The organism is Micromonospora sp. DH14, from assembly GCF_029809455.1.
In the GTDB taxonomy this organism is placed as follows: domain Bacteria; phylum Actinomycetota; class Actinomycetes; order Mycobacteriales; family Micromonosporaceae; genus Micromonospora; species Micromonospora parva.
Window position 1 is genome coordinate 156,794 of the sequence record NZ_JARVKT010000006.1, and the last position, 20,643, is coordinate 177,436.

18 protein-coding genes are annotated in these 20,643 nt (G+C 71.0%); 8 read left to right on the forward strand and 10 right to left on the reverse strand.

Annotated features, from left to right (window positions below; genetic code table 11):
* Window positions 1-42 precede the first annotated feature (42 nt).
* Complete coding sequence (locus QCZ28_RS11040) at window positions 43-789, reverse strand: metallophosphoesterase (RefSeq protein WP_279516527.1); 747 nt, start codon at window positions 787-789, stop codon at window positions 43-45.
* Between the two features lie 89 nt (window positions 790-878).
* Here QCZ28_RS11040 and QCZ28_RS11045 point away from each other — a divergent pair, with 89 nt between their 5' ends.
* Entirely contained in the window at window positions 879-1,484 is a 606-nt protein-coding gene (locus QCZ28_RS11045) for a CGNR zinc finger domain-containing protein (RefSeq protein ID WP_279516528.1), read from the forward strand.
* 10 nt (window positions 1,485-1,494) lie between these two features.
* Here QCZ28_RS11045 and QCZ28_RS11050 read toward each other — a convergent pair whose 3' ends face one another.
* Window positions 1,495-2,538 (reverse strand): SEC-C metal-binding domain-containing protein, encoded by a 1,044-nt coding sequence (locus QCZ28_RS11050; protein WP_279516529.1) that lies wholly within the window; start codon window positions 2,536-2,538, stop codon window positions 1,495-1,497.
* 80 nt (window positions 2,539-2,618) lie between these two features.
* Window positions 2,619-3,449: an NAD(P)H-binding protein gene (locus QCZ28_RS11055; RefSeq protein WP_030337140.1), complete on the reverse strand. Its 831-nt coding sequence runs from the start codon at window positions 3,447-3,449 to the stop codon at window positions 2,619-2,621.
* Window positions 3,450-3,552: 103 nt separating this feature from the next.
* Here QCZ28_RS11055 and QCZ28_RS11060 point away from each other — a divergent pair, with 103 nt between their 5' ends.
* Window positions 3,553-4,479 carry an AraC family transcriptional regulator gene (locus QCZ28_RS11060; RefSeq protein ID WP_279516530.1) on the forward strand — a complete coding sequence of 309 codons (927 nt, stop codon included), beginning with the start codon at window positions 3,553-3,555 and terminating at the stop codon, window positions 4,477-4,479.
* 135 nt (window positions 4,480-4,614) lie between these two features.
* Entirely contained in the window at window positions 4,615-6,684 is a 2,070-nt protein-coding gene (locus tag QCZ28_RS11065; RefSeq protein ID WP_279516531.1) for a phospholipase C, phosphocholine-specific, read from the forward strand.
* A gap of 62 nt (window positions 6,685-6,746) precedes the next feature.
* Here QCZ28_RS11065 and QCZ28_RS11070 read toward each other — a convergent pair whose 3' ends face one another.
* The 3 genes from QCZ28_RS11070 to QCZ28_RS11080 form a co-directional block, all read right to left on the reverse strand.
* Window positions 6,747-7,241 carry a DUF2231 domain-containing protein gene (locus QCZ28_RS11070; RefSeq protein WP_279516532.1) on the reverse strand — a complete coding sequence of 165 codons (495 nt, stop codon included), beginning with the start codon at window positions 7,239-7,241 and terminating at the stop codon, window positions 6,747-6,749.
* Window positions 7,242-7,318: 77 nt separating this feature from the next.
* Window positions 7,319-8,509: a HAMP domain-containing sensor histidine kinase gene (locus QCZ28_RS11075; RefSeq protein WP_279516533.1), complete on the reverse strand. Its 1,191-nt coding sequence runs from the start codon at window positions 8,507-8,509 to the stop codon at window positions 7,319-7,321.
* A gap of 4 nt (window positions 8,510-8,513) precedes the next feature.
* On the reverse strand, window positions 8,514-9,182 hold the full coding sequence (locus QCZ28_RS11080; RefSeq protein WP_279516534.1) for a response regulator transcription factor: 669 nt from the start codon (window positions 9,180-9,182) through the stop codon (window positions 8,514-8,516).
* A 527-nt stretch (window positions 9,183-9,709) separates the two neighbouring features.
* Here QCZ28_RS11080 and QCZ28_RS11085 point away from each other — a divergent pair.
* The 5 genes from QCZ28_RS11085 to QCZ28_RS11105 all read left to right on the forward strand — a co-directional run bounded on the left by QCZ28_RS11085 (window position 9,710) and on the right by QCZ28_RS11105 (window position 15,818).
* Entirely contained in the window at window positions 9,710-10,723 is a 1,014-nt protein-coding gene (locus tag QCZ28_RS11085) for an ABC transporter permease (protein ID WP_279516535.1), read from the forward strand.
* An 80-nt stretch (window positions 10,724-10,803) separates the two neighbouring features.
* Window positions 10,804-12,543 (forward strand): ABC transporter substrate-binding protein, encoded by a 1,740-nt coding sequence (locus tag QCZ28_RS11090; RefSeq protein ID WP_279516536.1) that lies wholly within the window; start codon window positions 10,804-10,806, stop codon window positions 12,541-12,543.
* A 124-nt stretch (window positions 12,544-12,667) separates the two neighbouring features.
* On the forward strand, window positions 12,668-13,645 hold the full coding sequence (locus QCZ28_RS11095) for an ABC transporter permease (RefSeq protein ID WP_279516537.1): 978 nt from the start codon (window positions 12,668-12,670) through the stop codon (window positions 13,643-13,645).
* Complete coding sequence (locus QCZ28_RS11100) at window positions 13,642-14,745, forward strand: ABC transporter ATP-binding protein (protein ID WP_279516538.1); 1,104 nt, start codon at window positions 13,642-13,644, stop codon at window positions 14,743-14,745. Before QCZ28_RS11095 ends, QCZ28_RS11100 begins: the two co-directional genes overlap by 4 nt.
* Window positions 14,746-14,849: 104 nt before the next feature.
* On the forward strand, window positions 14,850-15,818 hold the full coding sequence (locus tag QCZ28_RS11105; protein WP_279516632.1) for an oligopeptide/dipeptide ABC transporter ATP-binding protein: 969 nt from the start codon (window positions 14,850-14,852) through the stop codon (window positions 15,816-15,818).
* Between the two features lie 84 nt (window positions 15,819-15,902).
* Here QCZ28_RS11105 and QCZ28_RS11110 read toward each other — a convergent pair whose 3' ends face one another.
* The 4 genes from QCZ28_RS11110 to QCZ28_RS11125 are packed head-to-tail and all read right to left on the reverse strand — an operon-like array spanning window position 15,903 to window position 20,442.
* Window positions 15,903-17,174, reverse strand: a complete 1,272-nt coding sequence (locus tag QCZ28_RS11110) for a hypothetical protein (protein ID WP_279516539.1) — start codon at window positions 17,172-17,174, stop codon at window positions 15,903-15,905.
* Window positions 17,175-17,220: 46 nt separating this feature from the next.
* Window positions 17,221-18,057, reverse strand: coding sequence for an aldo/keto reductase (locus QCZ28_RS11115; protein ID WP_279516540.1), 837 nt, complete (start codon window positions 18,055-18,057; stop codon window positions 17,221-17,223).
* Window positions 18,058-18,116: 59 nt separating this feature from the next.
* Complete coding sequence (locus tag QCZ28_RS11120) at window positions 18,117-19,916, reverse strand: glycoside hydrolase family 15 protein (protein WP_279516541.1); 1,800 nt, start codon at window positions 19,914-19,916, stop codon at window positions 18,117-18,119.
* 49 nt (window positions 19,917-19,965) lie between these two features.
* Complete coding sequence (locus tag QCZ28_RS11125; protein ID WP_279516542.1) at window positions 19,966-20,442, reverse strand: hypothetical protein; 477 nt, start codon at window positions 20,440-20,442, stop codon at window positions 19,966-19,968.
* Between the last annotated feature and the right edge of the window lie 201 nt (window positions 20,443-20,643).

Genomic DNA, 20,643 nt, shown 5'->3' on the forward strand with positions numbered 1-20,643 from the left:
CGACGGCGAGCAGGAAGCCGAGCACCGCGACCCCGTGCACGCTCAGACCACCACCCGGTAGTGGGTGGTGAGCAGCCCGGTGTCGTCGTACACGTGGAACGCGACGCCGGGCGGCTGGGTCTGGGTGGTCAGCGGGCCGTCACCCTCCCAGGGCATCCGCAGCGTGGAGACGACACCCGGGGCGATCCGCAGTGGACGGCCCGCGAAGGTGCTCGCGGCGGCGGTGTGGAAGTGCCCGGTCAGCACGGCGACGACCTGGGGGTGGGCGGCGACGAGGTCGGCCAGGGGGTCGGCCGGCAGGAGCCGCATCGGGTCGATGACCGGGTGGTGCAGCACCACCGGCGGGTGATGCAGGGCGATGAACGTGGGCGTTTCGGCCGGCACCGAGCCCAGTTCGTCGGCGAGCCACCTCATCGTCTCGTCGTCCAGGTGGCCGTCATCCTCGCCCGGCACCGAGGAGTCGGCGAGGAGGAAGACCGCGCCGGCCACGTCGTGCCGGGCGTTGATCGGCCCGGTGCCGCCACGGCCGTCGCCGAGCAGACCCTTGCGGTACGCGTCGCGCACATCATGGTTGCCGGGGCAGACCAGGACCGGCAGCGGGGAGTCGAAGAGCTTCGCGGCGGTCTCGTACTCGGCCACCTCGCCATGATCGGCGATGTCCCCGGTGATCAGGATGGCGTCGACCGGTCGCGGCAGGGAGTGCAGGTGGTCCATGACCCGAGCGGTCCGCTCGGCTGACCGGGGATGGCTGTCGAGGTGAGTGTCGCTGAGGTGTGCGATGACCAGCACGGCGCCCCCTAATGGTTCACTAACGGTGTAAGCATTAGGGAAGCTACTCTTGGCGGCATCGACAGCACAAGCCAGCACCGGAGGGACCGATGTCAGCGCAGCTCGCGCTCGCTCTGGTCAGCACGATTCGGCACGACGGCAACGGCGGGGTCGCCGACGACCTCGACGACCTCCCCGGCCTCGCCGCCTGGCTGCACGAGCACTCCGAGGCGCTGCGGGAGTACGTCGGCGGGTTCGACGCCCACGGCGACGTGGTCGACGAACGGACCCGACTCGACGTGGTGGCGGTGCGCCGTGCCGCGCGTGGCCTCTTCGCCGTGGCGGTCCGCCCAGGCCCACCGAGCCGGGCCGACTCGGCCTCGCTGCTCTCGCCGCAGGAGGCGGTCGCCCAGCTCAACCAGGCCGCCGGGGCGGTGCCGGTCCGGCCCGTGCTGAGCTGGGCGCAGGGGGACACGCCGTCCCTCGCCTGGCAGGGCGAGGCCGCCGACACGCGGCTCGCGATCACCGCCGGGTTGGCGCGGGCCGTCATCGGCTTCCTCACCGGTCCGGCGCGCGAAGAGTTGCGCGCCTGCCCCGCACCCCGATGCGTGCGCTACTTCGTCAAGGACCACCCACGTCAGGAGTGGTGCAAGCCCTCCTGCGGCAACCGGGCCCGCGTCGCCCGCCACTATCAGCGGCGCGCCGCACCGCGATAGCTTGGCACGTTCAGCTGCGAGACCGCGGCAGACAGTCCTTCTTGTACTTGAGGCCGGAGCCGCACCAGCAGGCGTCGTTGCGCTCCGGAGGCCAGGGGATCCGCGCGCTGGGTCGCGCCTGCACCTCGGCCGCGTACCCCGCCCGGACCGCGGCGTCGGCCGGATCGCCGTCACGTCGACCGGCAAACGCGTTCAACCCGTCCACGGTGGCGCGGAACACGGCCAACCCGGCCTGACCGGCACCCCTCAGCCGGACCAGTTCCTTCTCCAGCCGGCCCCGGTGCGCGTCCCAGTCCGACCCGTACACCTCGCTCAGCGCGGCGTGCTCGGCGAGCAGCCGGTCGAACTCGGCCCGAGGCCAGAAGAGCAGGTCGGACTCGGCGTCCCTGCGCTCCCCGGCCCGGCGCACGAGCTGGGTCTCCAACCGGTCCGCCAGGTCGTCCTGCCGGTCGTGCGGCAGGTTGAGATTCCGGCGTACCCGGTGCCGCTGTTGCAGCAGGAAGAAGACGACACCGGGCGCGTCCGGCGGACCGAGATCCACCACCGGGTCGATCGCGGTGCTGGCCGGCCCGGACGCCGCGGTCGCGCGCTCGCTGAGCAAGCTGTCGACCGCCTCGCTCAGCCACGTCTCGGCGGTCGCCGAACGACCACCCGCGTCCAGGGCCGCACTCAGGTACGCGGGGGCGTCGGGCTGCGTGAGCAGCAACGGGCGCAGCGCGGTCAGCTCCGCCACCGCCTCGTCGTCCCGACCGCCGGCCCGGAACAGCGCCCGGGCCCGCAGCGCCCGGGCGAACCCGGCCCGCGGATCGTCCTCGGACGGGTACGCCGCCAGGGCCCGCTCCGCGTAGCGCAGCGCGGCGTCCGGTCGGGCCCGGATCTCGGCGATCTCGGCGGCCAGGGTCAGCGCGTCCCCGGCGTCGTCGGGATCCTCCAGTCGGCCCTGCTCCGCCGCCTCGGCGAGATCAGCGGCGACGCCGAGCGGGTTGGCCGTCCCGAGCGCCGAGCGGCGAAGTTCGGCGAGGTCAGCCTTGGTGAGTGTCTCTCTCGTCGGCACGATCTCACGGTACGTCCGGGTGCTCGCGGTATGCGGGCAGATCACCTGTTACGCCGCTCTCATGCCGCCCGCCGGGCGGACTACGACCACGCGCCGGCCGCAGCGGCCCGTTCGGCGTAGGTGTCGAAGTCGAGCGGGTCCCGTCCGAGAACCCGACGTACCCCGTCGGTCGGTTCGGCGAGATGGCCCGCCCGCATCCCGGCGAACAGGGCGTTCAGCCCCGTGGCCGCCTGCGCCGGATAACCCTCGGCGCGCAGTTCGGCGTGGTACTGCTCCGGCGTGAGCTCCACGTAGCGGATCGAGCGGCCGGTCACCCGCGCGATCGTGGCGACCGCCGTAGCGAAGGTGAGCGCACGGGGGCCGGACAGGTCGTACACCTGTCCGTGGTGACCGGGCGAGGTCAACAGCGTCGCCGCCACGTCGGCGACGTCCTGGGCGTCGACGAACGGCTCGGGCGTGGCCCCCATCGGCAGGGCCAGCCGACCGTCGAGCAGTGGTTGGCGAAACAGGTCCTCGCTGAAGTTCTGACTGAAGTTGTTCGCCCGGATGATCGTCCACTCGATGCCGGACTTCCGCACCGCCTCCTCCGCGGCGAGCATGCCGGGGGAGAAGTCACCGATCCGGTCGATCCCGCGCCCGGAGAGCGCCACGATCCGGCCGACACCGGAGTCGACTGCCTGCGTCACGAAGTCGGTGGCCAGCGCCGGGTCCTCCGGAGCGAGCAGATAGACAGCAGAGGCACCTGCCACGGCCGGCCGCCAGGTGTCCCGCCGCGACCAGTCGAAGCGCACCTCACCGGAGCGAGAGGCGGCCCGGGCGTGGTGACCCGCCGCCCGCAGCGTCTGGACCAGCCGGCGACCGGTCTTGCCGGTGCCGGCCATCACGAGTGTCGAAGGTGCGTTCGTCGTCATGACCACGAGTCAACGCGCCCGGTCGTTGGCGGGACATGTCCTGTCGTACGCCGGGCATGTCCGATCGTCCGCGGTCCATCCTCCGCGACCTATCGTCGGGGACATGGACCCGTTCGACAATCTGCTGCGCGGTCTGCACGCCGACGGCGCGGCCTTCGGCCGGTCGGTGCTGACGCCGCCGTGGGCGCTGCGGTTCACCGACGGCGCCCCGCTGACGCTCTGTGTTCCGATGCGGGGCGAGGGCTGGATCTCCCATCCGGACAGCGACAAGCCTCGCCTGGTCCGGGTCGGCGAGGCGGCCATCGTGCGCGGGCCGGCGCCGTTCGTCTTCTCCGCCGAGCCCCGGTCGAGCTTCGAGCCCGGGGAACTGCGGGACGTCCGGCGCGGCCAGACCGGGGTCGTCGACCCGGTGGGCGCGGATCACACCGACCGCCTCGTGCTGTTGGTCGGGGTGTACCACGTCCGGGGTCGGGTGCCTCAGCGGTTGCTGGGCGCGCTGCCGCCGGTGCTCGTCGTGCCGGAAGACCAGGACTGCGCCGCGCTGCGCGACTACCTGGACGCCCAACTCGACGCGGGTCGGCCCGGACGGCAGGTCGTGCTGGACCGTCTGCTGGACTGGTTGTTGGTGTGCACGGTTCGGGACTGGTTCGACCAGCCGGAGGCCGAGGCGCCCGGCTGGTACCGCGCGCTGAGCGACGACACTGTCGGTCCGGTGCTGCGCGCCATGCACGACGCGCCGGGCCGACCGTGGACCCTGGCCAGCCTGGCCGCCCAGGCCGGGGTTTCCCGGTCCACACTGGCGAAACGGTTCACCGCATTGGTGGGTGAACCGCCGCTCACCTACCTGACCGACTGGCGCATGGCGGTGGCCGCCGACCTGCTGTCCGAATCAACAGCGACGGTCGCCGCCGTGGCGCGCCGCCTCGGGTACGCGGACGCGTTCGGCTTCAGCGCGGCCTTCAAACGCGTGCACGGCCTGAGCCCGAGCGGGCATCGACGGCTCACCCGGGTCGACGCCACGGCGGCGTGACCGGCACTCATCGAGGGCCCGGAGCCGGTCGACGAGTGGTCGCAAAACCAACGAACTACGGTCATCTGCCGTCAACCCGTCGTCGGTAGCGTCCGGTCGCCAGTTTCTCGACCAGATCGCACAAAAGGCGGAGTTATGGGCACGGTGGATCGGCGCACGTTCCTCAAGGCGATGGGAGTCCCCGCGATCGGCGCGGCGCTCCCGCTGGACCTCAGCAAGGCGCTCGCCATCCCGGCGAACAACCGGACGGGCACGATCAAGGACGTCGAGCACGTCATCATCCTGATGCAGGAGAACCGCTCCTTCGACCACTACTTCGGCACCATGCGCGGCGTACGCGGATTCGGTGACCCCCATCCGGCGACACTGCCGTCCGGCAAGGACGTGTGGCACCAGCCCAATGGGGCCGACGAGCTGCTGCCCTTCCGGCCCGAGGTGAAGGACCTCGGCCAGACCTTCCTGCCGGACCCGCCGCACGGCTGGAACGACGGGCACGCCGCCTGGAACGACGGCCGGTTCGACAGGTGGGTGCCGAACAAGGGCGTCACGGCGATGACCTACCACACCCGCCAGGACCTGCCGTACCACTACGCGCTCGCCGACGCGTTCACTGTCTGCGACAGCTACCACTGTTCGCTGATGGGGCCGACCGACCCGAACCGCTACCACATGTTCAGCGGCTGGGTCGGCAACGACGGCAAGGGTGGCGGCCCGGTCATCACCAACGCGGAGGCCGGCTACGACTGGTCCACCTACCCGGAGCGGCTGGAGCGCAACGGCATCTCCTGGAAGATCTACCAGGACGTCGGCACCGGCCTGAACGCCGGCGGCTCCTGGGGCTGGACGAACGACCCGTACATCGGCAACTACGGCGACAACTCGCTGCTCTACTTCCACCAGTACCAGAACGCGCAGCCCGGAACGCCGCTGGCAGACAAGGCCAAGACCGGCACCGAGATCAGGACGCAGGGCCGCGACCCGGAGGCGCTGCTGGCCGACTTCCGCGCCGACGTCGAGGCGGGACGCCTGCCCCAGGTTTCCTGGATCACCGCTCCCGAGGCGTACACCGAGCACCCGAACTGGGAGCCGGCGTACGGCTCCTGGTACATCTCGCAGGTCATCGACATCCTCGCGGCGAACCCCGAGGTGTGGAGCAAGATGGCGCTCTTCATCACGTACGACGAGGAGGGCGGCTTCTTCGACCACGTGGTCCCGCCGACCCCGCCGCAGTCGCGGGAGCACGGGCAGTCCACGGTGCCCACCACCAACGAGATCTTCCCCGGCGACGCCAACCACCCGGCCGGACCCTACGGGCTCGGCCTTCGCGTACCGATGATCATCGTGTCGCCGTGGAGCCGCGGCGGCTATGTGAACTCCCAGGTCTTCGACCACACCTCGCTGATCAAGTTCCTGGAGGCGCGGTTCGGACACGGCCGGCCGGACCTGATCGAGCAGAACATCACCCCGTGGCGGCGTGCCGTCGTCGGTGACCTGACCACGGCCTTCGATTTCCGACACCCGAACCGCTCACGCGAGGTCCGGCTGCCCGACACCGACGACTTCAAGCCCGAGGACCTCATCCGGCACCCCGACGAGGTGCCGGTCCCGCCGGCGGACCAGCGGCTGCCGAAGCAGGAGCACGGGGTACGACCGGCGCGCCCGATCCCGTACACCCTGCGCGCCGACGGGCACCTCGCCGACGGCGCGTTCCGGATCGACTTCCGCAACTCCGGCGGGGTCGCCGCGGTCTTCCAGGTCCGCCAGGCAGGCAGCGCGGACGCACCGCGCAGCTTCACCGTCGAGCCGGGCAAGCACCTGTCGGACACGTGGAAGGTCGAATCCGGGTACGACCTGTCGGTGCACGGGCCGAACGGGTTCTTCCGCCGGTTCACGGGCGGCCGGTCGGACCTCGACGTCACCCCCTCGTACGACGAGCGGGACTTCAAGGTCGCCCTCACGCTCACCAACCGTGGGTCGAAGCGGGTCGAGGTGACCGTCCGCGACGGGTACAACGCCCGTCCGGTCACGCTGTCGCTGCGCCCCGGCGAGACCGAGCGCGCTACCTGGCCGCTCGCCCGCACCCACGGCTGGTACGACCTGACGGTTTCCGTCGCGCGTGACGCGGACTTCGGGTACCGCTGCGCGGGTCATGTCGAGAACGGCAAGGACAGCATCAGCGACCCGGCCCTCGGCGGGCTCGTCTGATCTGACGCACGCCGATGCCGTGCCGGGCGGCCGCCACGTGGCCGCCCGGCACAGGCGTGGGTTCAGTCGTCGTCGCCGTGTCCGGCGGACGCGGCCGGGGCGTTGCCCCAGACCGCCTTCGCCCCGGAGTCACCCACCCGGTAGACCTGGACCAGGTTCGCGGCCGCCACGACCACGGCCAGCACGGCGATCACCACTGCGACCTTTCCCGAGGCGCCGGTTCGCTTCCCGGCCGGCGGCGCTGTGCGACGGTGCAGCCAGAACAGCGCGACGGCGGCGACGAGCAGCGGCAGCGCGAACCAGATCAGGGTGTCCCCGAGTTGGGCGTGCACGCCCGGGTCGCCGACCCGACGCTCCAGCCCCTCACCGGTGGAGGAGGCGACCGGCACCGCGATCGTGGCCAGCGCGGTGATCAGCACGACGAGCCCGCCGTAGCGGCCCCGCCAGGACGGCCGGATGGCCAGCGCGGCGACGCCGATCGCGGCCAGCGGCAGCAGGACCACCACGGCGTGCACCACGAGTGGGTGCAGCGGCAGTCCGTTGACGGTGTCGGGCATGAAATCTCCTCGGCGCTCGGGATGTCACTGCCAGTCACCATATTTCGCGATTCTTGCGAAGTTCTTGCGCGATCGGTTCAATACGCGGGTAGCAGCAGCGTGAACGTGGCACCGCGACCCGGAGCGCCGCTGACCTCGAGTGATCCCCGGTGGGCCTGCGCGACCTGCTGCACCAGTGCCAGCCCCAACCCGAAGCGGCGGCCCGCCCCGGCCGTGCCGTGCGCGAACCGGTCGAAGAGACGGTCCGCCTCGGCCGGGTCGAGACCCACCCCGTCGTCGGCGACCTCGGCGGCGACCCGACCGCCGTGCCGTCGTACGGTCACGGTGACGTGCCCGCCAACGGCCACGTGCCCGATGGCGTTGTCCACCAGTGCGGTCAATGCCCGGCGTAGGGCGGTGCGAGCACCCAGGACCAAGGCTGCCCCGGTGGCCTCGACGCGTAGCTCGATCTCCCGCTCCCGCGCGTACGCGGACATGCTCGCCACCACGTCGTGGGTGACCTCCGCCAGGTCGACCACCGTGTCCGGTGGCGGTTGGTGCTCGGCCGCGGCGGAAACCAACAGGTCCTCGACGACCTCGCCGAGCGTCCGCGTGTCGGCCACCAGTTGGTCGAGTTGATCGGTGAGCTGTTCCGCCGGCTGGGTCCGGGCGCGACGGGCGAGCACCTGTACGCGGGTGTGCAGCACGGTGAGCGGGGCACGAAGCTCGTGGGAGGCGTCGGCGACGAAGCGGCGTTGCAGGGTCAGTGCGGTGGCCAGGGGAGCGACGGCCCGCCGGGCGAGCAGGGCCGCGGCCACCAACGCTCCGGCCAGACCGGCCAGCTCGGCCACCAGCAGCGCGATGCCGAGCTGGTCCTGGCGCTGGCGTAGTGGCGCGAGGTCGGCGGCGACTGCCCAGCGGCTGCCGTCGGGCCGGTGGGCGACCACCACCCGGACGCGGCGGTCGTCGGCCGCGTCGGTGTCGAACCTCCCCGGCTCCCGCCGCAGCGCGTCGTCGAGGACCCGGACCAGCTCCGGCGATGCGCTGCTGGTCACCTCGGCCCGGTCGGCTCCGCTCATCTGCCGGGCGAGGAACTGGCCCGGCGGCGGGTCGTCCACGTCCTCGGCCATCACGAGCACCTGACCCAGCTCGGAGTTGAGCGCACGGGACTCCTGACGGCTGGTGAGGACGAACATCAACGCGCCGACCAGCAGCAGCACAGCGCCGATCGCCCCGGCGGTCTGCGCCACACTGCGCCGTCGGGCACGTTTCAGCCGGGCCTCGTCCACGCGCTCAGCCCGTACCGATCCGGTAGCCGAGACCGTGGATCGTACGAATGGCGCCCCGGCCCAGTTTGCGGCGCAGGTGATGGACGCAGGCGTCGACGCTGCCCGGGGCGTCGGCGTGGTCGAATGCGGTGCTCAGCAGCTCAGCTCGGGTGAAGACCTTCGTCGGCCGGCCGGCGAGGGCGCGCAGCACCGCGAACTCGCGGCCGGACAGCGGGACCTCCTCGCCGTCGTCGAGCACCCGCCGGTTGCCCACGTCCAACCAGCGCCGCGGCCCCAGCGGCAGTCGGCTCGCCGCGTCCTGATGGCGGCGGCGTAGCGCCCTGAGCCTCGCCAGCAGCTCAGCGACCTCGAAGGGCTTGACCAGGTAGTCCTCCGCGCCGGCGTCGAGCCCTTCCACCCGGTCGTCGAGCGCGCCCCGAGCGGTGAGGAGCAGCACCGGGGAGGTCACGCCACGCTCCCGCAGCCGGGTGACCAGGCCCAGGCCGTCCAGCACCGGCAGCCCTCGGTCGATGATCATGAGCTGGTAGTCGCGGGCCAGCGCCTGGCGCAGGCCGCTCTGCCCGTCGCCGGCCAGGTCGACCTCGTACCCCTCCTCGGTGAGCAGGTCGGCGAGCAGCGCGGTCAGCGCGCGGTCGTCCTCGACCAGCAGCAGGCGGGGGCGGGCACTCTCCACCGGACCAGTATTCACCTCCCGGAATCGGAGGATCACCCTATCCGCTGGCCTCGCTATTAGGCATGGACAATCAACATAGGTCAAATGGCGCTCCCGCATTTCTGTGATCTGCGCTGAGGTGGATTTGAATGAGCGATTCGCGACATCACTTTCCATCGAAACCCGTTACAGCTAGTGATGGACGGTGTTGCTCGTGCCGGGGTTACGCTCGGGAGGAGCGCGGCATCGACGCATTGAACTGCGGTTAAATTGATCATTTCTCATTGGCGTCGACGGTGGCAAGGTTCGCGGTGACCCTGCGTGACTATGCGCCCGCCGCGCCGCAATCGTTGATGGGGTTGGGTGATCGGCGGCCCGAATGGCCGAATGAACTGTCGTTCAGGACATGGGCCCGTTACACAACCGACCCACAACGAAATCATTTGCCTGGCTAACGTTCTGTCGCGAGGGCCGCCATCCGGACGAATTTTCACCGGGTGGCGGTGTCATGTGTCAGCACGATGAGGAGGTCGTCCCGCGTGGAGCCGATGGTCACGGAGCCCCAGGTGCTCCGCGCCGGAGAGCCGGACGACGGACGGGCGCGGAGCGCGACGTCGCCCGCCGCCCCGGTCCGGACGGTCAGCAAGTCGCCGACCCGGATCGCCCTGGCCCGGCTGCGCCGCGACCGGATCGCGATGATCTGTGCCGCGATCTGCCTGGCCTACGTCCTGATCGCGATCTTCGCGCCGCTGCTCGCCCGGTTGGAGGGGCAGAACGCCAGCGACCTGCACCAGAACCTGATCGACGAGTTCGGCTACCCGACGATCGGGTCGACCGGCGAACACTGGTTCGGGGTGGAGCCCCGCCTGGGCCGCGACCTCTTCGCCCGCTGGGTGTACGGCGCCCGCCCGTCGCTCGTCGTCGCCGTCGCGGTCACCACGATCACCACGATCATCGGCGTGGTCGTGGGCCTGGTCGCCGGTTTCTCCGGCGGCTGGGTCGACCGGGTGCTTTCCTGGCTGATCGACCTGGTGCTCAGCCTGCCGTACCTGCTCTTCGCGATCGCCAGCTCCGCCGTCCTGGTCGCGATCTTCGGCGGCGCCGACGGTGCCGGTTCCGAGGACGTCGCCCAGATCCGCTTCATCTCGCTGATCTGCGTGCTGTCGTTCTTCGGCTGGGCCAGCCTCGCCCGCCTGGTCCGGGGGCAGGTGCTCTCGCTGCGCGAGCGCGAGTTCGTCGCGGCGGCCAGGGTGCTCGGCATCCCGACCCGGCAGGTGCTCTTCAAGGAGTTGCTGCCCAACCTGGTGGCGCCGATCGTGGTCTCGGTGTCGCTGGCGCTGCCCGGCTACGTGGTGGCCGAGGCCGGTCTGACCGTGCTCGGGGCCGGGCTGATCGAGCCCACCCCGTCCTGGGGCCTGACCATCTCCGCCGCCACCACGTACTACCGGGCCGACCCGCTCTACCTGTGGTTGCCCGTACTCGGCATCACGATCCTGGTGCTCGCACTGAGCCTGCTCGGCGACGCCGTGCGCGACGCCTTCGATCCCCGGACCCGTCGATGAGGACGCCCCGGGTCGGAGGAGAAACACGGACCCCGCACGCCGGGGGTCCGCTGACTGAAGGAAAAGACAGGAGTACGTCTGTGCGGCAACTAAAGGTTGGTCTCGCCGCCGCTCTGGCCGCCACCATGGCGGTGGCCGGCTGCGGCAGCCCTTCGGCGAACAACGGCAGCAGCGGCGGGGGTGACGCCAAGGGCATCGAGACCCAACAGAACGCGCTCGACCCGACCGCCAAGGGCCCGGCGGCCGAGGTGCCGGGCGCCAAGAAGGGCGGCGTCATCACGGTCTACTCCCAGGTGACCCCGAACACGTTCGACCCGACCGACATCTACTACGTGGACGCCAACGCGATCGCCAAGCTGGTCATGCGCAGCCCGACCCAGTTCGCGATCCGCAGCGGCAAGCCGGTTCTGGTGCCGGACCTCACCGACCTCGGCACCGTCTCGTCGGACAAGCTGACCTGGACGTTCAAGATGCAGTCGGGCATCAAGTACGCCGACGGCAGTGAGGTCAAGGTCGAGGACCTGGCGTACGCGATCAAGCGCTCGTTCGCCCACGACGTGTTCGCCAACGGCCCGACGTACCAGCTGACCTACTTCAAGGGCGGCGACACGTACAAGGGCCCCTACGCCAGCGGCGACGAATACTCCGGCGTGGAGACTCCGGACCCGACCACGCTGGTCATCCACCTGGCCCGGCCGTTCCCGGACCTGCCCTTCTACCTGTCCTTCCCGGCGTTCACGCCGATCCCGAAGGCCAAGGACACCAAGGAGAACTACAAGAACAACCCCCTCGCCACCGGGCCGTACCAGTTCGACACCTACACCCCCGGCACCGAGCTGAAGCTGAAGAAGAACCCGAACTGGGACCCGAACACCGACGCGGTGCGGCACCAGTACCCGGACGGCTTCGACTTCAAGTGGGGCGGCGAGGACCCGAAGACCCAGCAGCAGGTGCTCAACAGCGCCGGCGAGGACGCCAACGCGCTCAACTCCTACTCCATCGACGCCTCGCTGATCCCGCAGGTGACCGGGGACAAGAAGGCCCAGTTGATCCAGGGCGAGCAGCCCTGCACCTATTCCGTGCAGCTGGACACCCGCAAGATCCCGCTGGAGGTGCGCAAGGCGATCGCCAAGGCGTACCCGTACGACCAGGTCAACAAGGCCGCCGGGCTGAACAGCTTCAACTCGCAGCCGGCCAGCACCATCCTGCCGCCGAGCGTGCCGGGCTACACCAAGTACGACCCGCTGCCGGGCCTGAGCGGTGTCGGTCAGGGCGACCCGGCCGGGGCCAAGGCCGACCTGGAGGCGGCCGGCAAGGTCGGCTTCGAGCTCAGCTGGTACTACGACAACACCAAGCCGCTCCCGCAGCAGACCAACCAGATCCGGGTCGACGCGTTCAAGGCGGCCGGCTTCACCGTGAAGCCGATCGGTGTCACCACCGCGGAGTTGCGCTCCAAGATCGCTGACTACGACGCCCCGGTCAACATGGGCCAGGCGCCGCAGGGTTGGTGCTCGGACTGGCCGAGCGGCGGTAGCTGGTTCCCGGTGCTCTTCCAGTCGCACAGCGTCAGCGACGGCACCAGCTGGGGAATGCTCAGCGACAAGGCGCTCGATGCCAAGATCGACGAGATCGGCAACCTCCCGGCCGACCAGGCCACTGCCAAGTGGGGCGAGCTGGACAAGGAAATCATGGGCATGTACGTGGCTCTGCCGCGCTACTACGGCAAGCTCGCCTTCGCCATCGGCACGAACATCGGTGGCGCCGAGGGCGACGCCACCATGGGTGAGCCGTTCTACCTGAACATGTTCCTCAAGATCTGACTTTCCCCGCACCCCCCATCGTGGACGTCGGCCGGCCTCCGGCACTTCGCCGGCCGGCGTCCACCCCCCTCCCCGTTCCGGCTTGGGCTCCGCGCCCGGCCCGCTGCCACCAGGAGCCTCGGCGGTGCTCATCTACATCCTGCGACGGATCGCCAGCGCGGTCTCCGTCGTCATCGTGACGCTTGTCGCCAGCTTCGGCCTGTTCTTCATCGCCCCCACCGACCCGGCCGGGACGATCTGCGGCCAGCGCTGCACCCCGGAGCGCTACGCCGACATCAGCGCCAGCCTCAACCTCGACCAGCCCGTGGCACAGCAGGTCGGCGAGTATCTGAAGGGGCTCGCGGTCGGGCGGACGTACCACTCCGGTGGGCTCACCATCGACTGTGACGCGCCCTGCCTCGGCTACTCGTACACCCTCGGTCAGCCGGTGACCAAGCTGATCGGGCAGGCGCTGCCGATCACCGTCTCGCTCGTCCTCGGCGGCGCGGTGGTGTACCTGATCGTCGGCATCCTCGCCGGCATCGTCGCGGCCCGAAGACGCGGCACCTACCTGGACCGACTCATGGTCGGCACCTCGCTCGGGATCAACGCCGTGCCGTACTTCGTGGTGGCGCTCCTCGTCTCGCTGTACGCGACGTTCCTGCCGCACGCCGCCTACCACCCGCTGCTGGAGAACCCGCTCACCTGGGCGAGTGGGCTGCTGGCCGCCTGGCTGACGCTCGGCCTGGCCAACGCCGCCTCGTACACCCGTTACTCCCGAGCGTCCATGATCGAGACGCTGGGCGAGGACTACATCCGCACCGCCCGTGCGAAGGGCATCAGCGAACGCCGGGTGGTCTACCGCCACGGTTTACGCGCCGCGATCACCCCGATCGCCACCATCTTCGGCATCGACCTGGCGATCCAGTTGACCGGAGCGATCTTCACCGAGGCGATGTTCGGCCTGCCCGGCCTCGGCGTGCTCACCCTGCGCGCGTTCAACCAGTACGACCTGCCGGTGCTGATGGCCGGCGTGCTGGTCGGCTCGGTGGTGCTGGTCGTGATGAACCTGCTCGTCGACATCCTCTACACGATCCTCGACCCGCGAGTGAGGCTGGGATGACCGAACCGCAACTGCTGTCGACCCCGGCCCGACGGCCCGAGACGGTTTCCCGCGCCCGCCGGGTAGCCGGCGACCGCGCCGCTGGGCAGCCCTACCTGGAGGTCACCGACCTCACCGTCAGCTTCCCGACCGCCGACGGGCTGGTGCGGGCGGTGCAGGGGCTCAGCTACTCCGTGCCGCTGGGCCGCACCCTCGCGGTGGTCGGCGAATCCGGCTCCGGCAAGAGTGTGTCCAGCATGGCCATCATGGGTCTGCACGATCCGCGCAGCACCCGGATGACCGGCTCGATCACGGTCGGCGGCGAGGAGATCGTCGGCATGCCGCCGGCCGAACTCCGCAAGCGGAGGGGCGCCAACGCCGCGATGATCTTCCAGGACCCGCAGTCCTCGCTGCACCCGTACTTCACCGTCGGCGACCAGATCATCGAGGCGTACCGGGCGCACCACCGGGTGTCCAAGCGGGTCGCCCGGGACCGGGCGGTCGACATGCTCGGCCGGGTCGGCATCCCCAACCCGCGCCGCCGCCTGGACGACTACCCGCACCAGTTCTCCGGTGGCATGCGGCAACGCGCCATGATCGCGATGGCCCTGGTCAACGACCCCAAGCTACTGATCGCCGACGAGCCCACCACCGCACTGGACGTCACCGTGCAGGCGCAGATCCTCGACCTGATCATGGAGTTGCAGCAGGACTTCGGCTCGGCGGTCCTCTTCATCACCCATGACCTCGGTGTGGTCGCCGAGATCGCGGACGACGTGCTGGTCATGTACGGCGGGCGCGGCGTCGAGTACGGCCGGGCCGAGTCGATCCTCGGCCAGCCACTGCACCCGTACACCTGGGGTCTGCTGGAGAGCATCCCGGCGGTCTCCGGCGAACCGGCCCGGCTGCACCCCATCCCCGGTACCCCGCCCAGCCTGCTCGCGCTGCCCGCCGGGTGCTCGTTCCACCCGCGCTGCGAGTTCGCCGGCCGGGTGGCAGGTTGCGCCGTCGACCTGCCCGACCTGGTCCCCCGCACCGGCGACACCACCCGGACCTCCCGCTGCCACCTGCCCGACCCGGCCGGGATCTTCGCCGCCGACATCCTGCCCCGGCTGCCGTGAAGGAGCACGAGATGAGCACCACCACCGACACCGCGATCCGCCCCGCCCCGGCCGACCAGCCGGGCGGGGAAGGTACGCCGCTGCTGGAGCTGCGGGACCTGGAGATGCACTTCACCGCCCGGGGCGACGGCTGGTTCGGCCGCGACGACCACCGGATCCGGGCCGTCGACGGGGTGTCGCTGCACCTGCGCGCGGGCGAGACGCTCGGGCTGGTCGGTGAATCCGGCTGCGGCAAGACCACCACCGGGCGTCTGATCACCCGGCTGCTGGAGCCGACCGGTGGGCAGGTCCTCTACCAGGGCACCGACATCACCCACCTGAAGGAGAAGGACCTGCGGCCGTACCGGCGGGAGCTGCAGCTGATCTTCCAGGACCCGTACTCGTCGCTCAACCCGCGACACACGGTGGGCACCATCATCGGCGCGCCCCTGCGGGTGCACCACATCGTGCCCAAGGGCAGGGAACTGGACCGGGTCCGGGAGTTGCTGGAGGTGGTGGGGCTCAACCCCGAGCACTACAACCGCTACCCGCACGAGTTCTCCGGCGGCCAACGGCAGCGCATCGGCATCGCCCGCGCGCTGGCCGTACAGCCGAAGGTGATCGTCGCCGACGAACCGGTCAGCGCGCTCGACGTGTCGATCCAGGCGCAGGTGATGAACCTCCTCGAAGACCTGCGCAAGGAGTTCGGCATCGCGTTCGTCTTCATCGCCCACGACCTGGGCGTGGTGCGGCACTTCTGCGACCGGGTGGCGGTGATGTATCTGGGGCGGGTCGCCGAGATCGGTGACCGCGACTCGCTCTACGGCACGCCCGCGCACCCGTACACCCAGGCGCTGCTCTCGGCCGTACCCGATCTGGGGGTGGTGCGCGGCGGGGCGCCGAAGACGCGGATCCGGCTGGCCGGTGACGTTCCCGGCCCGATGGACCCACCGACCGGCTGCCGGTTCCGCAGCCGCTGCTGGAAGGCCGAGGAGGTCTGCGCCACCACGACCCCGCCACTGGTGCAGGTGGACGCCGGGCACGCGGCGGCCTGCCACTTCGCGGCAGCGCCGCACAAGGAAGCGGCCGCCTGAGCGCACGCGGGGCGGGGCCGATGGCTTGAGCGCCCCCGCTGGCGGTCGCCGGTCAGCGCCGGGCCGTCCGCCGCTGGTCGGCGGCTACCGCAGGTACGCGAGCATCTCCGGGCGGCTTCCCGGCAGGCCGTACTCCTCGACCAGCATGCTGACGTTGCCGAACTCCTGCCCGTCGATCAGCCACGGCTGTGTTGAGCGGCCCAGCACCTCGGCGAGCCGCCGCTGCCGGGGCGTCAACGCCGCGACCGGTGTCCCCGTCGGCGCGGGACCGTCCGGGAAGGCGAGGCGCAGCGCGGCACCCAGCACCGTCAACGACCGGTCACCGCTGACGACGGGCAGCCGGTCGAGCAACGCGTCGAAGGCCCGGTCGCTGTGCCGCGGGCCGAGTTGCCGCAGGGCCAGGCCCGCGTAGCCGCCGAGGTCGCCGTCGAGGAACGGCACCCACCCCTCGGGCAGGGGTGTCAGCACCTCGTCCCGGCTCGGATCGGCCGCGTGGTCGGGGGCGGCGATGCCGTCGGGCGGGGCCGCCGCCCAGCTCAGCAGCTCCTCGACGGTCGCCGGGTCGGCCGCCGCGCCGAGGACGCGGGCCCGACCGATCGCGGCGCCCCACCGCACAACCGGGCGCGGATCGGCCAACCAGCGGACGTCCGGCACCGCGCCGAGCAGCCCCGACGCCACCAGCATCGTCGCCAGCTCGCCGGACGTCACCTCGACGCCGGGCTTCCCGGCGGCGTCGATCGCGGCGGCCAGCGCGGGCACGCTGCCGGTGGCCTCCTCCGGAAACCAGGCCACTGTGTACGCCGCGCCCGCCCGCACGCCCGGGTCGCTGTGGTGCAGCAGGGTGCGCAACAGCGGCACCCCGGCGCGCACCGCGTCGTAGACCGACAGTTCGACGTACGCCCACAGCCGACGCTGCTCCGCGGCGGTGAGGGACTCGACGTAGGTGTACTCGACATACTCCTTCATCGACTCGTCCGTGCCGGTCCACGGTGGCGGCTTCGCGGCGAGCAGCTCACGCCCGCCCTCGGCGGCCCGGCGGTGTCCGGCCACGGGGAAACCGTCGGGGAGGACACCCTCGTCGAAGCCGACCGCCAGGGCGCCCAGCAGCCCGAGCACCGCCGCCGGGTCCGGGGTGGCCGCATCGGCGAGCAGTTCCAACAGGAACGGCACCGCGTACGCGCTCGCCTCGAACCGACCGCCCTGGTGGAAGACGTTGGTGTAGAGGTCACCCAGGGCTTCGTCCCGGGTCACCGGATCGGGGGAGAGCAGGGCGCGCAGCTGGTCGGGCACGTCGTCGGCCGCCCCGTAGGCGTGACCGAGCCGCGCCCAGTCGATGTCGTCGAGTCCGTCGAGCACGTCCCATGCTCTCCCGACCCCCTGACCGTCCGGTGCGGCGGGTCGGTCAGAACTCCTCGTACACCGCCGGGTCCTGGTCCGAGAGCCGCCCGTCCGGGCGGCCCAGCGCGGTGATGGCCGCCACCTCCGCGTCGGTGAGCGTGATCCCGAAGACGTCCAGGTTCTCGGCCTGCCGCTGCGGGGAGGCGGCCTTGGGCAGCGGGATCACCTGACGGGCCACGTGCCAGGCGAGGATGGCCTGCGCCGGGCTGACGCCGTGCGCCGCCGCGATCTCCCCGATCACGGGATGCTGTCGCAGGTCGTTGCCGTGGCCGAGCGGGCTCCACCCCTGCACCAGAATGCCGTGCTCCCGGTGGTAGTCGAGCGCCTCCTGCTGCGGGAAGTACGGGTGCACCTCGATCTGGTTGACCACCGGGGCGACCCCGGTCTCGGCCACCAGCCGCTCGATGTGCTCGGGCAGGAAGTTGGACAGACCGATGTGCCGCACCAGCCCGCGCTCGCGGGCCTCGATCAGCGCCCGCCACGCCTGCACGTACCTGTCGACCTTCGGGTTCGGCCAGTGGATCAGGTACAGGTCGATCCGGTCGAGGCCGGTGCGGAACACGCTCTCCTCGACGGTGGTCAGCGCCTCGTCGTAGCTGTGGTGCCGCCCCGGCAGCTTCGAGGTGACGATCAGCTCGTCCCGTACGTCGCCCGCCGACCGCACGGCCCGACCGACAGCGCCCTCGTTCTCGTAGTTGAACGCCGAGTCGAGCAACCGGTAACCCGCCCGGATCGCCTGACCGATCGCGTCGACACCCGCCGAGCCGTTCAGTTGATAGGTGCCGAGCCCGATCGCCGGCAACGTGGTGCCGTCGGCGGCCGTCAGATGCGGAATCGTCATGATCGGAACCCTACCCGCGCGAGCCGTCCCGCAGGCGTGTCCCGCGCCCGGACGGCCCGTCAGGCAGACCCGTCACCAGCGGGAGCGTCCCGGATGGCGAGTGCCGCCTGGACGAGCGCGGCGTGGGTCAGCGTCTGCGGGTAGTTGCCGAGGTGGGCACCCGTCGCCGGGTCCACCTCCTCGGCGTAGAGGCCGAGCGGGCTGGCGTAATCAACCATGGCCCGGAACATGTCGACGGCCTCGCGGCGACGCCCGGTGCGGGCAAGGCCCTGAACGAGCCAGAACGAGCACGGCAGGAACGCGCCCTCGGTGCCGGGCAGGCCGTCACGTCCGGGCGGGTAGCGGTAGAGCAGTGGGCCGCCGGCGGACAACCTGTGCCGCACGGCGTCGACGGTGCCCCGCACCCGGTGTGACTCGGCCCGGTCCATGTCCAGCAACGGCAGGACGAGCACTGCCGCGTCGAGATCGGCGGAGCCGTACCCCCGGACGTAGCTGTCCGCCCTCGCGTCGAAGCCGCGCGTCCGGACTTCGGCGGCGATGGCATCGCGGGCGTTCCGCCAGCGTCGACGCTGAGCCTCCCGCAGGGGGTGCGTGTCGGCGATGGCCAGGGCGCGATCCAGCGCGAGCCAGCCCATGAGCTTGGAATGGACGTGCTGGCCGGGCTCCCGCACCTCCCAGATGCCGGCATCGGGTTCCTGCCAACAGTCGACGACCACGTCGGCGAAGCCGCGCACCGCCCGCCACGTCTCGGCGTCCAGGCGGTGCCCGGCCGCAGCGAACGCCCAGGCGGCGTCGATCACCCAGCCGTAGCCGTCGAGCTGGTGTTGACCCGCCGCACCGTTGCCCATCCGCACCGGACGGCTGTCCAGGTAACCGGGCCAGCCAGGCAGTTCTCGTTCCGCCGGCACGTGCCGGCCGTGCACGGTGAGCAGCGCCGGCAGGCGTGGCCGTTGCAACCGGCTGGCGTGCAGCAGCCACGCGAGGAAACCGCGGGCCTCGTCGGCCTTACCCACGCTGAGGAAGGCGCTGACGCCGATGCTGGCGTCCCGGGGCCAGACATAGCGGTAGTCCCAGTTGCGTCCGCCACCGGGATCCTCGGGCAACGACGTGGTCGGTGCGGCCACCGGCGCTCCCGACGGCGAGTAGGTCAGCAGCCGCATGGTGAGCAGGCTTCGGGCGACGTGTTCCCGGAACGGCAGCCGCTCGTCGATCTCCGCGGTCCAGGCCCGCCACCGGGCCTCGTCCTCGACGAGCAGGTCCCAGGCGGCCTCCGGCTCGACGTGGATCAGCGGTTCGCGGTGGGCCACGGCCAGGACGAGGGTGACCGGACGGCCCGGCCGGACGGTGACCGAGGTGGGCCGACCCGGTTCAATTCTGAACGGGGGCGTGCTGTCCAGCGCGACAGCGAGCGCCCCCCACTCACATACGAGGCCCTGGCGCCGGTGATGGGTACGCGGCCGGCGGTGCCGTACGCCGAGGCGGGGATCGAACTCCACCACCGCGTCGACCGGCGCCTGCTCGGCCGACAACCGTCGCACGATCAGTGTCGTCGGCAGCAGCCGGCCGCTGACCTCGGCCACCATCGCCTCGGTCAGGCGCAGCCGACCGCCGCCCACTGCCCAGGTGGTTTCCACTGTGGCGGTGTGCTGCTTGTACCGTCGCTCGACGACGGTGGCCGCCCCGGCCGGGCCGACCCGGAACGTGCCGGCTTCCGGGCCCCCGACCAGTCGGCCGAACAGCGGATCGCCGTCGAAACGTGGCACGCACAGCCAGTCCATCGCGCCGTCACTGGCCACCAGGGCGGCGGTGCGCGTGTCGCCGATCAGCCCGTGGTCGCTGATCGGTGGCCCGTCGGTCATGTAGACCGCTCCGTGCCGGGCCGCCTGGACGAGCGGTGGGTCACGCGGGTCACCGGGCTTGCAGGAGCAACCCGAGGAAGGCCCCGTAGACGACGTGGACGACAACCGTGACCAGCGGGGTCTGGATGCCGTAGTTGACGGCGAACAACCCGGGCGGCTCCAACACCGCAGTGCTGGCCGGCCCCGCCCGTTGCGACGCCATCCGCGGGTGGACACCGGGAAGCAGCGGCAGAATCACCGTCAACGCGATCCCGACATGCACGACCCCCAACACCGCCCCGATCCACCAGGTGGAACGGTGCAACAACGCGAACGCGGCCGCGTAACCGAGTGCGAAACCCTGACCGGTGCAGAGATGCAGGAAGAACCCGACGACCCGAGCCCGGTCCGGGTCCCCGGTGACGAAGGCCCCGAGCACCAGGGGAAGGTCGAGCCGGGTGAGACCGGCAAGTTGAGCGGTGATCATCGCCGCGGTGAGCGCCGCGGTGGCGACCAACCCGAACAACGCCCATCCGGCCCAGTCCATCTCAGCGGTCGTCGACGCCGAGGGCGTTGTCGGTCATCGGTCCACCCTCCAGCTGAACTACGTGAAACCCCACGGCCGTGGGCCGCCCACCCGGCGTCCGATTTCTCACCATAGGTCACTGGACCGGTCGCGCTGACCTGCTCGCCCAGACATCCCTTGACGAGGTGACACCGGGTGGCGAGAGTGCCCCTTCGCAGCTGT